The sequence below is a fragment of the Arthrobacter sp. 10T413_2 genome, assembly GCF_056394205.1.
Map to the genome: position 1 here is coordinate 1 of NZ_JBFTHK010000119.1, position 12,891 is coordinate 12,891.

At 67.5% G+C, this 12,891-nt stretch carries 13 protein-coding genes; 6 read left to right on the plus strand and 7 right to left on the minus strand.

All coding sequences use genetic code 11. The features are described 5' to 3' along the window. The first annotated feature begins 2 nt into the window (after window positions 1-2). A complete protein-coding gene (locus AC1DBQ_RS16560; RefSeq protein ID WP_476929545.1) occupies window positions 3-848 on the plus strand; it encodes a DNA-methyltransferase in 846 nt (281 codons plus the stop codon). 104 nt (window positions 849-952) lie between these two features. Here AC1DBQ_RS16560 and AC1DBQ_RS16565 read toward each other — a convergent pair whose 3' ends face one another. Beyond that, a complete protein-coding gene (locus AC1DBQ_RS16565) occupies window positions 953-1,798 on the minus strand; it encodes a PHP domain-containing protein (RefSeq protein WP_476929546.1) in 846 nt (281 codons plus the stop codon). A 134-nt stretch (window positions 1,799-1,932) separates the two neighbouring features. Here AC1DBQ_RS16565 and AC1DBQ_RS16570 point away from each other — a divergent pair, with 134 nt between their 5' ends. Continuing rightward, complete coding sequence (locus tag AC1DBQ_RS16570) at window positions 1,933-3,516, plus strand: aminopeptidase P family protein (protein WP_476929547.1); 1,584 nt, start codon at window positions 1,933-1,935, stop codon at window positions 3,514-3,516. 147 nt (window positions 3,517-3,663) lie between these two features. On the opposite strand, the gene AC1DBQ_RS16575 is transcribed toward AC1DBQ_RS16570, so the two are convergent. Then, window positions 3,664-4,551 (minus strand): YflT domain-containing protein, encoded by an 888-nt coding sequence (locus AC1DBQ_RS16575; RefSeq protein ID WP_476929548.1) that lies wholly within the window; start codon window positions 4,549-4,551, stop codon window positions 3,664-3,666. 77 nt (window positions 4,552-4,628) lie between these two features. Between AC1DBQ_RS16575 and AC1DBQ_RS16580 the strand changes: the two genes are divergently transcribed. From AC1DBQ_RS16580 to AC1DBQ_RS16590, 3 genes are read left to right on the plus strand one after another with little or no spacing between them, the layout of a single operon-like run. Continuing rightward, complete coding sequence (locus AC1DBQ_RS16580) at window positions 4,629-5,912, plus strand: magnesium transporter MgtE N-terminal domain-containing protein (protein ID WP_476929549.1); 1,284 nt, start codon at window positions 4,629-4,631, stop codon at window positions 5,910-5,912. After that, a complete protein-coding gene (locus AC1DBQ_RS16585) occupies window positions 5,905-6,711 on the plus strand; it encodes a DUF1003 domain-containing protein (RefSeq protein WP_476929550.1) in 807 nt (268 codons plus the stop codon). Before AC1DBQ_RS16580 ends, AC1DBQ_RS16585 begins: the two co-directional genes overlap by 8 nt. An 11-nt stretch (window positions 6,712-6,722) precedes the next feature. Beyond that, the gene (locus AC1DBQ_RS16590) at window positions 6,723-7,850 is read left to right on the plus strand and encodes an Mrp/NBP35 family ATP-binding protein (protein WP_476929551.1); all 1,128 of its coding nucleotides are present in this window, start codon (window positions 6,723-6,725) and stop codon (window positions 7,848-7,850) included. A 106-nt stretch (window positions 7,851-7,956) separates the two neighbouring features. Here AC1DBQ_RS16590 and AC1DBQ_RS16595 read toward each other — a convergent pair whose 3' ends face one another. The 3 genes from AC1DBQ_RS16595 to sigE form a co-directional block, all read right to left on the minus strand. Next, the gene (locus AC1DBQ_RS16595) at window positions 7,957-8,352 is read right to left on the minus strand and encodes a twin-arginine translocase TatA/TatE family subunit (protein ID WP_476929552.1); all 396 of its coding nucleotides are present in this window, start codon (window positions 8,350-8,352) and stop codon (window positions 7,957-7,959) included. 81 nt (window positions 8,353-8,433) lie between these two features. Further along, window positions 8,434-9,288 carry a hypothetical protein gene (locus AC1DBQ_RS16600; RefSeq protein ID WP_476929553.1) on the minus strand — a complete coding sequence of 285 codons (855 nt, stop codon included), beginning with the start codon at window positions 9,286-9,288 and terminating at the stop codon, window positions 8,434-8,436. A 515-nt stretch (window positions 9,289-9,803) separates the two neighbouring features. After that, window positions 9,804-10,457, minus strand: a complete 654-nt coding sequence (gene sigE, locus AC1DBQ_RS16605; RefSeq protein ID WP_476929554.1) for an RNA polymerase sigma factor SigE — start codon at window positions 10,455-10,457, stop codon at window positions 9,804-9,806. Between the two features lie 291 nt (window positions 10,458-10,748). Here sigE and AC1DBQ_RS16610 point away from each other — a divergent pair, with 291 nt between their 5' ends. Continuing rightward, a complete protein-coding gene (locus tag AC1DBQ_RS16610) occupies window positions 10,749-11,381 on the plus strand; it encodes an O-methyltransferase (RefSeq protein ID WP_476929555.1) in 633 nt (210 codons plus the stop codon). 140 nt (window positions 11,382-11,521) lie between these two features. Here the strand turns inward: AC1DBQ_RS16610 and AC1DBQ_RS16615 are convergent, their stop codons facing one another. Both AC1DBQ_RS16615 and AC1DBQ_RS16620 read right to left on the minus strand, forming a co-directional pair. After that, on the minus strand, window positions 11,522-11,689 hold the full coding sequence (locus tag AC1DBQ_RS16615) for a DUF3117 domain-containing protein (protein ID WP_476929556.1): 168 nt from the start codon (window positions 11,687-11,689) through the stop codon (window positions 11,522-11,524). 300 nt (window positions 11,690-11,989) lie between these two features. Next, window positions 11,990-12,891: hypothetical protein (locus AC1DBQ_RS16620; RefSeq protein ID WP_476929557.1), on the minus strand; the 902-nt coding region annotated here is incomplete at its 5' end.

A 12,891-nucleotide genomic window follows, 5' to 3' on the forward strand; every position in this document is an offset into this window, starting at 1 on the left:
ACCTGGTGGTTCACGCGGACAACGCGGAATACCTCCCCACGCTGCCGGACKGCGCCTTCACACTGATTTACGTGGACCCGCCCTTCAACACGGGCCGGGTGCAGCGGCGCCAGGAAACCCGGATGGTCCTCAACGCCGGCGGCGAGGGTGACCGCGTCGGGTTCAAGGGCCGGTCTTACGACACCATCAAGGGCGCGCTGCACAGCTACGACGACGCCTTMAGCGACTATTGGTCTTTCCTCGAGCCCCGGCTCGTGGAGGCCTGGCGGCTCCTGGCCGACGACGGCACCTTGTACCTGCACCTGGACTACCGCGAGGTGCACTACGCGAAGGTCATGCTGGATGCGATCTTCGGCCGCGAATGCTTCCTCAACGAGATCATCTGGGCGTACGACTACGGTGCACKGGCCAAGTACCGCTGGCCCACCAAGCACGACAACATTCTTGTGTACGTCAAGAACCCGGCGAAGTACCATTTCGACAGCGCCGAGGTGGACCGTGAGCCTTACATGGCGCCCGGTCTCGTCACCCCCGCCAAGCGCGAGCTCGGCAAGCTTCCCACAGACGTGTGGTGGCACACGATCGTCTCGCCGACGGGCAAGGAAAAGACCGGCTACCCGACGCAGAAGCCGGAAGGCCTCATCCGGCGCGTGGTTGCGGCCTCAAGCCGGCCGGGCGACTGGTGCCTGGACTTCTTCGCCGGTTCCGGCACGCTCGGCGCAGTGGCGGCGAAGCTGGACCGCAGGTTCGTGTGCGTGGACCAGAATCAAGCGGCCGTCGACGTGATGGCCAAACGACTGGCCGCGAAAGCGCAGTTCACCGCGTTCCCGCCGGACCCCGGGGCCTGACCCCCGGTCCCGCCCGCCTTTGGTCGCGATGCGCCATCACTTGTGGCGGCTAACCGGGCCTCTGAGCGACCCCAAGTGATAGCGCAATCAGGTTCGGGAAGGGCTCAGCGCACCACGGCCGAGCCGGTGGCCAGTTCCTCGATCCGGGCAAAGACTTCGGGCGRGGTCAGGTTTTCCCCCAGCAGGTTCGGCTTCCCGGCGCCGTGGTAGTCCGAGGACCCGGTGACCAGCAGGCCGTACCGTTCGGCGATGCGGCGCAGGAACACCCTGCCCTCCTCGGGATTGTCCCGGTGGTAGATTTCCAGGCCGGCCAGCCYGGCGTCGATCATTTCCCGGTACGTCCCCTCCCCCACGATCCGTCCGCGGGCGGACGCGACGGGGTGCGCAAAAACCGGCACGCCGCCGGCTTCCCGGACCAGTTCGACGGCGAGCGCCGGATCCGGCGCGTAGTGCTGGACCCAGTAGCGCGAGTGTGAGGTGAGGATGGAGCTGAAKGCCTCGGCCCGGTCCTCCACCACGCCTGCGGCCACGAGGGCGTCAGCGATGTGCGGGCGGCCGAGGGTGGCGCCCGGCGCGACGTGGTGKATCACGTCGTCCCATGTCAKCGGGTAGTCCTCGGMCAGCAGGGTGACCATCTTTTGGGCCCTCGTGTGCCGGGCGTCCTTGGCCTTGGTGATTTCCTCAAGGAGTCCGGGGTGGGCCGGGTCATGCAGGTAGCTCAGCAGGTGGACGCTGATGCCTTCCCGGGTCCGGCAGGAGATCTCCATGCCCGGGACCAGGGCGACCCCCGCTTTCCGGGCCGCGACGGCGGCCTCCGCCCACCCGTCCGTGGAGTCGTGATCGGTCAGGGCGACGACGTCCAGCCCGGCACCGGCAGCGGACTCAACGACGTCGGCCGGCGCCTGGGTGCCGTCGGAAACGTTCGAGTGCGCATGCAGGTCAATTCTCACCTMACCAGCCTAGTAGATGGCCCGGTCCAAAGCCCCGGCCCCGCGCGTCTAGCCCCGCGCCCGCGCGTTGCAGTTGCTGTGCAGCGGKAGCGCGCCGTTGGCCTAAGCCTCGGCGCTGGTGAGACTATTGGACGGTGAACGATGCAGATAACACCCAAGTCTCCGCTTCCCAGCCCCTAGAAGAGCGCGTCAACAACCGCTCGCAGCGGCCCAGTTCCGACGCTTTCAAGGCTTTTATGGCCAGCAACTGGGCGCCGGCAACACAGCAGCTCCCCGAGCGGGACGCCGTCGCCGGCCACGCAGCAGCCCGGCGCCGCGCCATTTCAGGCCAGTTCAAAGGGGAACGCCTGGTCATCCCCGCCGGTCCGCTGAAGGTCCGCTCGAACGACTGCGACTACCGCTTCCGGCCGCACTCGGCCTTCGCGCACCTCACCGGCCTCGGCGTGGACCACGAGCCCGATGCGGTCCTGATCCTGGAACCGGTGGCCGAGGGCACGGGCGACGACGGCGGCAACCACCATGCCACGCTGTACTTCCGCCCGCTGGCCGGCCGCGACACCGAGCAGTTCTACGCCGACTCCCGCTCCGGGGAGTTCTGGATCGGCGCACGCCCCACCCTGGCCGAGTTCAAGGCCAGGCTCGGGCTGGACACCGCGGACATCAGCGAACTCGAACTCGCCATCACCAAGAACGTCGGTGCGCCCGAGATCGGCGGCATCTCCATCCGGCTGGTCCGCAAGGTAGACGAGAACATCGACGCCCTCGTGGACACCGCCCGCTACAACACGGCCAAGGATCCTGACAACCTTGACCTGAGCGTCCTCGATGCCCTGGACGAGAAGCTCAGTGAGGCCCTCTCCGAGCTGCGCCTGCTGAAGGACGAGTGGGAAATCGAACAGATGAAGACCGCTGTGGCCGCCACCGTGGCAGGCTTCACGGAGGTCGTCAAGGCACTCCCGCGGGCGCTGACCCACCACCGTGGCGAGCGCGTCGTGKAAGGGGCCTTCTTCGCCCGGGCCCGCGAGGACGGCAACGAGCTCGGCTACGACACCATCKCCGCGTCCGGCAACAACGCCACCATCCTGCACTGGACCCGKAACACCGGAAAGATCACGGCCGGTGAACTGCTGCTCCTGGACGCCGGCGTCGAGGCCGATTCCCTGTACACGGCCGACGTCACCCGCACCCTGCCGGCGAACGGCAAGTTCACCGAGATCCAGCGCAAGGTCTATGAGGCAGTGCTCGACGCCGCCGACGCCGGCTTCGCAGCCGCCCAGCCGGGCACCAAATTCCGGGACATCCACACCGCAGCCACCACCGTTCTCGCGGAGCGGCTCGCCGAATGGGGCCTCCTGCCCGTCTCCGTGGAGGAAGCCGTCAGCGCCGAAGGGCAGCAGCACCGCCGGTGGATGCCGCACGGCACCAGCCACCACCTCGGCCTCGACGTCCACGACTGCGCACAGGCGAAGCGGGACCTGTACCTCGACGGCGTGCTCACCCCCGGAATGGTGTTCACGATCGAACCCGGCCTGTACTTCAAGAACGAGGACATCGGCATCCCCGAGGAATACCGCGGCATCGGCGTCCGGATCGAGGACGACATCCTCATGACGGCCGACGGCCCCGTCAACCTTAGCGCTGCGTTGCCGCGCAAGGCGGACGACGTCGAGTCCTGGATGGCGGGCATCTACCTGGAATTCGACGGCCAGACGCCGTAACGTCCGTCCGGCGGACAAGCCGGACGAAGCGCAGAAAAAGGGAGGGTCCCTGGGACCCTCCCTTTTTCTGCACCTGCAGCTTCTTCTGAGGCTTATTTCGCGGCTTGCCTCGTGGAGGCCTCTTCCGAAGCTTTCCTTGGCCGCGAGTTAGTGCTGCTGGCCGTCGTGACCCGGCGCGGGCTTGTCGCTGTCCGTGACCCTGACCCCGTACTGCGGGCGACCGTCCGGGAGGTCGGGGTAGGTCACGCCGGAGACCCGGCMTGCCGGGCGGGCCGGCTCTTCMTCCGTGCCGGGKGMCGCCGGGGCGTGGCCCGGGGTCCCGGCCTGCTGGGGCTGGCCGCCCTGGTACTGTCCGGCCGGCTCACTACCGGGCTCCGGCGTCCTCTGGCCGTAAGGATCGTTCCACCCCGCCGGGCGCTGGGGTACCTGGCCCAGGTGGCCTGGCTGCTGCGGGCCTGGCTGCTGCGGKTTGTGCTGCTGGGGTTCCTGGGGCCGGTAGTCGTGCTGCGGGTAGCCGGAGGCGTCATGCGGCGTCATGGGCAACTGGTGGAGCAGGCGCCGCGCTTCGCCGGCAGCCTCGAAGGAGACCACCACGTCATAGTTGGTCGCCACCACTTGGCTGGTTGAGGTGAAGTCGCGCTTGCCGCGCTGCATGGCGTAGGTGACGATGCCAAACAGCATGAAGAATGCKGCGCCCATCAGCACGGACGTCACAATCGAAAAATACCCGGGGGTCGTGGAGAAGAACGAGAGCATGACGCCGACGAAGAGGCCGAACCACATGCCGCTGAGGGCGCCGGACAAGGCGACCCGAGGATAGGTCAGGCGGCCGGTCACCCGCTCGACCATCTTCAGATCGTTGCCCACGATTGACACCATCTGCACGGGGAACTGCTGGTCAGCCAGGTAGTCCACCGCCTTCTGGGCATCCAGGTAGGAGTTGTAGGAACCGACGACGTCGCCTCTCGGGACGGCGCGGGCCTCGTCCGAGCCGTTGKGGGCACCGGCCCTGGGAGCACCAAAAATGTTTGACATACGCCCATTCTCACCCATCCGGCTGGTATACGGCTGGAAATTCAGCTAAAAGAGAGCAGACTGGGTAGCCTGTATGAGTGAGCACGAATCTTTCGCGGGTGTTTGTCGCGCGCCTCCTCGGACTGGACGTCTTTGACCCGCTGGGCGACCGTTTGGGGCGGCTGCGCGATGTCGTGGTGCTCTCCCGCGGAACCAGGGGCGCCCCGCACGTGGTGGGCATCGTCGTCGAAGTCCCCGGGAAGAAGCGCGTGTTTGTGCCGATGACCCGGATTACGTCCATCGACCAGACCCAGATCATCTGCACCGGCCTGGTMAATCTGCGCCGCTTCGAACAGCGCGGTGCGGAAACCCTTGTGGTCGCTGAAATGTTCGACCGCCGGGTGACCCTCGCGGACGGCAGCGGCGACGCGACCATCGAAGACATCGCCATGGACAAGCACCGCTCGGGCGACTGGTTCGTGAGCAAGCTTTTCGTACGCCGCGGCCACTCCCTCTCACCGCTGAGCCGGCTGCGCCGCAACGAAACCATGATCATCGACTGGGCCGATGCCCAGCAGGGCGCCAAGACCGAGCCCCAGGCCGCCACCCAGTTCGTGGCGACGCACGAGGACCTCAAGCCGGCCGACTTCGCCGAAGCACTCCAGGAAATGAGCGACAAACGCCGCTTCGAGGTCGCCAGTGAGCTCCAGGACGAACGGCTCGCCGATGTCCTGCAGGAGATGCCCGAAGGCGATCAGGTGGAGATCCTCTCCGCGCTGGACATCAACCGCGCCGCCGACGTCCTGGAGGAAATGGATCCCGACGACGCCGCCGACCTCCTCGCCGAACTCCCCAGCGCGCAGGCCGAGGAACTCCTGCAGCTGATGGAACCCGAAGGTGCCGAGGACGTCCGCCGCCTGCTCGAATACGACGAGGACACCGCCGGCGGCCTCATGACGCCGGTTCCGGTAATCCTTCCCCCGGAGGCAACCGTAGCCKAGGCACTCGCCCACGTCCGCCGGGAGGAACTTTCCCCCGCGCTCGCGTCCTCGATCTTCGTGGCCCGTCCACCGCTGGAAACCCCCACCGGGCGTTTCCTCGGCGTCGTGCATATCCAGCAGCTGCTGCGCTACCCGCCGCCCGAGCCGCTGGGCAACCTCGTGGACAAGAGCCTGGAACCGGTTTCCGACCAGGCCCATATCAGTGAGGTGGCCCGGGCCCTGGCCACCTACAACCTCAATTCGCTCCCCGTGGTCAACTCGGACGGACGGCTTGTGGGGGCGGTGACTGTTGACGACGTGCTTGATCACCTGTTGCCGGACGACTGGCGCGCCCACGAGGACGACGCCCCGATAAGGAAGCTTGGAGGCCGCATTGGCTGATCCCACCGCCCCCCGGACCTCCAACGTCCGCCCCGGCAGCAGGGCTTCCGGCGGCCTGGACACGCCCCTCAGCGGCCGGCAACGTATCCTGCCCAACTTCCGTCCCGACCCGGACGCCTTCGGCCATGCCACGGAAGGCTTCGCCCGTTTCATGGGCACCCCGCAGTTCCTGCTCTACATGACCGTGTTCTGTGTCTTCTGGCTGGGCTGGAACACGTGGGCCCCCGTTGAATGGCAGTTCGATTCACGGGCACTGGGCTTCACCCTGCTGACCCTCATGCTCTCCCTGCAGGCCTCCTACGCCGCCCCGCTGCTGCTCCTCGCGCAGAACCGCCAGGACGACCGGGACAAGGTCTCGCTCCAGCAGGACCGGCAGCGGGCTGAACGCAATCTCTCCGACACCGAGTACCTGACCCGGGAACTTGCGTCCCTGCGCATCGCGCTGCGCGAGGTCGCCACCCGCGACTACGTCCGCGCCGAGCTGCGCAGCCTGCTGGAGGACATGCTGGAAGCGCAGGAGGAACTGCGCACGCATGATCCTTCTGCCGGTGCCCACGAGACCCCGCGGGACAAGGTCAAGGAGAAGCTGAAAGAGCGTCGCGACAAGCAGCGCGGGCCCCGGACCCAGCAGATCCCCCGCGTCAAGACCGGCGGCAAGCGGGACACCGCGCAGGAGGACCGGAAAGCGAACCCGCCGTTGAACCCCTCCGCGAACCCGCCGTCGAGCTTCACTGCCGATGCTGCGGATGCTGCCGACCCCGCCCGCCTGCCTGCACACCGCACCTTCCCCGAAAGCTGAGCATCGCCCGCATGAGCACCCCGCTGGAACAGGCAGTGCACGCGGCACTTGCCACTGTGATCGACCCTGAACTCCGCCGCCCCATCACCGAACTCGGCATGGTGGAGTCGGTGCAGATCTCCGACGGCGGCAGGGTGCGGCTTGTGGTGCTTCTGACCATTTCGGGCTGCCCGCTGCGCGGCACCATCACCGCGGACGCCGAAGCTGCCCTGTCCGCCGTCCCGGGCGTCACCGGCGTCGATGTTGACTTGAAAGTCATGACGCAGGCACAGCGCGACGCCCTCAAAGAACAGTTGCGCGGCTCCGGCGKCCAKCGCGGCATCCCGTTCAACGCCCCCGGCTCCCTGACCAAGGTGTACGCGGTCGCGAGCGGCAAGGGCGGGGTGGGCAAGTCTTCGGTGACGSTCAACCTGGCGTGCGCGCTGGCCGCCCAGGGGCTCCGCGTGGGGATCGTGGACGCGGACGTATACGGCTTCTCCGTCCCGGCGCTGATGGGCATTACCCAGGCCCCCACGCGGGTGGACGACATGATCCTGCCGCCGGTCGCCTACGGGGTCAAGGTCATCTCCATCGGCATGTTCGTCACCGGAAACCAGCCCGTTGCATGGCGCGGGCCGATGCTGCACCGGGCGCTGGAGCAGTTCCTCACGGACGTGTACTTCGGGGACCTCGACGCCCTCTTCCTGGACCTGCCGCCCGGCACGGGCGACATCGCGATCTCCGTCGCCCAGCTGCTGCCCAAGGCCCAGATCCTGGTCGTGACCACCCCGCAGGCGGCTGCCGCGGATGTTGCCGAGCGGGCCGGGGCGATCGCCACCCAGACCGGCCAGACCGTGGCCGGCGTCGTGGAGAACATGTCCTATCTTGAAATGCCCGACGGCRGCAGGATGGAACTGTTCGGCAGCGGCGGCGGCGCCGTGCTCGCCGAGCGCCTCTCCGCCACCGTGGGTGAGAACGTCCCATTGCTGGGCCAGATTCCCCTCGAAGTCCTGTTGCGTGAGGGCGGAGATGCCGGGATGCCGCTCGTGCTGGGGCGTCCCGAGACGCCGGCTGCTCTAGCCTTGGCCGGGATCGCCGGGAAGCTGGCGTCGGTGCCCCGCGGGCTCAATGGCATGCCACTGGGTCTGCAGCCACGCTGACTGGTGCTGCAGGTTGAGGCAGACGGCTGGCGCCGCTGTTGGCGCCCGCAGACCGGGGCAGGATCATTCGGGCCGCGCCGCATATTCGGCGGCGCCGCGTGAGGTCCTAGGTCGCTTCTGAGTCGAAGGGCGCTGATTCGCCCGCGGGCAGCCGCTCAAAGACCCGGGCCGGGYGGTGTTCGGCGACGGCCGTAGCGGCCGCAGCCGCGGAAACCGTCACGGGCGCCCCGGAGCTCACCGGCTTGGTGTCGTCCTCCAGGAGTGCTTCCTTGATGATCCGGCGCGGATCGTACTGCCGGGGGTCATACTTCTTCCAGTCGACCTCATCGATATCGATGCCGACTTCTTCCTTGATCTGTTCCCGTGCCCMCGACGCCATCCGGMGCACTTCCTTGACGATATTGGCAAGTTTCTGGGTGTATTCGGGCAGCCTGCTGGGACCAATCACCAGAAGGCCGATGATCAGCAGAAGTAAGAACTCCGGTCCATTGATTCCAAGCACTTTAGGAAGATTACCCTCTCGTTCGGGCTGGCGACGACTTCGCGAAGTCGGGATGCCTGCGATGTCGACCCCGTTGCGGCCTCACGGGGCCAGGTGCTCCAGGATTCGGCTCAGCCCGCSCTCGATCCGTTCCGGGATTCCGTCGCGTGACGCGGGATCCGAGGCTCGGCTGCTTATCCGGGTGAGGGCGGCAGCGCCGTCGCCGGCCTGGTCGGCCGGCAGATCCGACACGTACGTGTAGGTGGCCGCGGTGGTCTGGTAGATGGCCCGGTAGGGCGGGCCAGGGTTGACCCAGAGCGCATTGTCCCCGGACCCGGCGTCAGACCCGGMGTCAGACCCGGCGTCGGACCCGGCTTCAGGGGCGGCGGCCGCGCCGRCCTTGGCCACCGTGAAACCGTCCGCCATGGCGGTGTGGCCTGTCAGCACGTTGATTGGCGAAGCATCCGCCCGGGCCGGTGGCGCTGGCGTTCCGGGMACCCGCGGCGCGGAATCGTGCTGTTCGAGGACCGTGGCGAAGTGCTGGCCGTCCGTGAGGCGAAGCTCCAGGACCTCGTCCCCGGACATGACACCGGCCCGGGCCCACATCAGGTGGAATCCGAGGTCCCGCAGTTCCGGACATGTCCATCCCTGCGCCCGTAGGGACGCAAGCTGCCCGGCGCTCAACGCCCCGGCCGGGGTGAAGTCGGGCTCGCCGCCCGGGCCGAGTCCAACCCGGGGTCCGCTTCCCGCGTCGCCCGGGACGCCGGCGGTGCCGGTTCCGCCTGCGCTGGACCCGGCGACATCAGACAGGTTCCCTGTGGCAAGCGGCTCTCCGGTGGCGAGCTGCCCTGCGGTGTCAGGGTGGGAGAGTTTGGAGGTCTCTGCGCCGTCGGCCAGGACCGTGGCGTCGCCTCCCATGAAGTATGCGGTGCCGGCCATGAGGGCGAGGGCAGCCACGGCCCCTCCAGCCGCCAGTGCGGGCAAGCGCTGGCCGCGGCGGCGGCCGCCGTGGGGATGCGCGGCCTCCGCCGGCCAACCGCCAAGCAGCCGGTCCGTCCCTGGCCGATCTGTCGTGACGTCTTCTGCGGGYAAACGCCCTGGCGCCTGATGCGTGCCTCCCGGCGCTGCATCCGCCCAAGCCGATTCCGCGCCTTCCGTGTCCGCGGGTGCCGTATCAGCTCGTGCTGAGTCTGTGCCTTCTGCGGCTGCGCGCTCGGCGGCCAACTGCTCGGTCCGTGCCAGGAKCCGTGCGGTCAGGTCMTCACTGGCCTCGGGCACGGCGGCGCCGCGGAGCCTCTCCAGGTACTGGCGCTCGCGCTGCTGCCGGGCGCGGCATTCGGCGCAGGTCTCCATGTGATCGTGGTGGCCGGCGGACAGCTTCCGGGTGGCGCCGATGCGGCTACGGCCGGTCCTGCCCGAAAACCTGCAGCCGGAACCGCCCAGCAAACGTTTCAGTAGACCCATGGACCGCTTCAGAGGAGGCCGGCGATGCGCGGCATTTTGAGCCGCGGCTTGAGGGACTGCTTGGCCTGCTGTGCAGGGCGCGGGTCGCGGTGCGCGAGCTTTTCGCGCAGCATCGTCCGGCCGCGGTGGATGCGGGACCTGACGGTGCCGAGTTTGATGTCCAGCGCGGCGGCGACTTCGTCGTAGGACAGGCCCTCGAGGTCGCACAGCACGACGGCGGCCCGGAAGTCCGGGGGCAGTTCTTCAAGCGCGGCCTGAACATCGACGTCGAGGTTGTTGAATTCGAAGCTCTGCTMCGGACCGGGTTCCCGGCCGGGGAGCCGCGACTCGGCGTCGTCAGCCAGGGCGTCAAAGCGGATCCGGCTCTTGCGCCGGGCCTGGTCCAGGAAAAGGTTCGTGGTGATCCGGTGCAGCCAGCCGTCCAGGGTGCCCGGCCTGAAGTTCTCCAGCGAACGGAACACCCGGACGAACACCTCCTGGGTGAGGTCCTCGGCGTCGTACTTGTTTCCGGTCAGCCGGTACGCAAGGCGGTAGACCTTGGCGGAGTGGTTCGTCACCACTTCCTCCCAGGTGGGCCGTACCCATTCGGCTTCCGCCGCGGTGCCGGGCTGGCCGGTTGGATCAGTTGCCTCAGTTGCCGGGACAGGTGTCAGAACCGACATCGTCCGCTCCCCTCATGGATGGTACCTACGCCTGAACGGTGCCTGCTCGCGCAGGTTCCTGCACTCTTCATTCGACGCCGATCACCACGCGGATGAGCGGATAACCATCATTTCAAAATAAGCTGGGAATTTCCTGACGCGACGCAGTCTTCCGCCGAAGGCAGAACGTCTGCCCGAGGTGGATCGCCTGCCCGCMTGCCGGGGCCACGGCCCCGCCGCCTCCGTGTCGCGTCCCGCCGGACACAGYACGCTGTAGGGAGTACTCCCCTGCCGCCCAGAAAGCGATTACCCATGAGCGCCGATAAGTCCACGAGCTGGTCCTACGCAGAAGATCTGCCTGCCGAGGAYGAGGTCCTGTTGCACGCGCGCGAACGGTCCTTCGAGCTTGGCGTGACTCCGATCGGTCCCGGCGTGGGTGCCGTGCTGACGGTGCTGGCAGCAGCGTCCAAGGCACAGACGGCGGTGGAGATCGGCACCGGCGCCGGGGTGTCCGGCGTATGCATCCTCCGGGGGCTCGGTCCGCAGGCGGTCCTGACGACGATCGACGTCGACGTCGAACACCTCAAGGCGGCGCGCGAAGCGTTCCAGGAAGCCGGCAGCCCTGCCAACCGCACGCGCACCATTTCGGGCCGCGCCGGCGACGTCCTGCCGCGGCTGACGGACGGGGCCTACGATCTCGTGTTCATCGATGCCGACAAACCGAACTACCCCAGCTACGTGGAGMAGGCCGTGCGGCTGCTGAAGTCCGGCGGCCTGCTGATCGTCAACGACGCCCTCGACAAGGACCGTGTGGCGAACCCGGCCGCCCGGGACGCCACCACCGTGGTGCTCCGCCAGATCGGCAAGTCCATCCGCGACGACGACCGACTCGCCTCCGCCATGCTGCCCACCGGCGACGGCCTGCTCATCGCCGTCAAGAAGTAAGCGGCAGGAACCACGCGCCAGGCACAATCAGAAGACGCACAATCAGAAGACGCACAAACAGGAGACGCAAAAGCAGAAAAGGCGGGGTCCGCAGCCTGGTGGCTGGGACCCCGCCCTCTTGCGAAGCTCTTGGTATGAAGCTATTCGGTGACGCCGACGAGGCATTCCTTGAGGTTTGTCGCCTCAGCAGCGTTGAGCTCGACCACGAGCCGCCCCCCGCCTTCGAGCGGAACACGCATGATCAAGCTTCGTCCCTCTTTCGTCACTTCCATAGGGCCGTCGCCGGTGCGTGGTTTMATTGCCGCCATAAGGAATATCCCCTCCATTAGTCCCTGACATACCAGCCCGGCCGGGCTGCGTCCGCTTGGTCRATCAAGCCGTCCGGCAACGCTCCAGGAGGCCGCCGTGACAGACCCGCTCACAACCGCTTACGAATAAACCGTTTGCGAATCAACCGCTTGCCATCAAACCGCTCGCGATTAAACTCAGTGTGCTTCTTGTCCTTGCTTATCCTCTATTATCGCGTAACAATGCGCCCGGAGCTAATCGTTGGACTTTCCAGCGCGCCCCGGAAAGCCGGGGGCGGCAACGCGATATGGTGCTGTGGGTCACGGCGGATAGTCCCCTCCGCCCGGCAGCGGCGCCCACGCCCACAGCCACACAATCCAGACGATCTGCAGCAGGACGAACATGACCACCACGGCTCCCCGGTAGGCGCGGGAGCGCGAGAGCAGTGCGGCGCTGAGGGCGAGCGGGAACAGCGGCAGCAGCATCCGGAACGTGCTGGTMTGCGGCTGCAGGAAGGCCAGCAGGTAACCCATGTAGCAGCAGCACCAGAGCCTCAGTTCAGCGCCYAGCGCAACCACGGGCCGCGACATCATAAAAAGCGTGAAGGCGGCCACGAACACGAKAGGCGCCAGCACTCCGAGCGTCGGCCCGAAGAGCATAATGCCGGTGTCGAACCATGGCTTGAACGGCACCAGGTCATCGCCGCGCCATGCGGTTTCGGTCTTGGTGTAGGCCCCGAGATCGCCGGTTGCGGCCCAGGCGATGGCCGGCCACAGCAACGCACCGATCCCGCTGACGGCTGTCAGCCCGGCCAGGGACCACAGCTGCGCGTTGGTGTGGACGGGAACCCCGCGCGGGGGCCGCGCTGCCACGCGCTGCGAGAGGCGGTAGAGGAACAACAGCCCCATCATCACCGCAAACGGGACCCCGGTGGGCCGGGAAAGGCACATGAGGAGCACCACGGGCATGGCCCACAGGTATCGGCGCTCCATGACCAGCAGCAGCGCGGCGCCAAGGAGCAGCAGGTTGAGGGATTCGGCGTAGGGCACCTGCAGCACTGGCGCCACCGGGAATGCCGCCAGGAAGACGATCCCCCAGAGTGCCGTGCGGTGCGAAGCGCGGTGCCGGAAGATCCTGTAGGCCACGAGGGCTGCCCCCAGCCCGGCGGCCAGCGCGATGGCCGCCAGCGACCACGCCGGACCCGTGCCTGTCAGCCCGGACA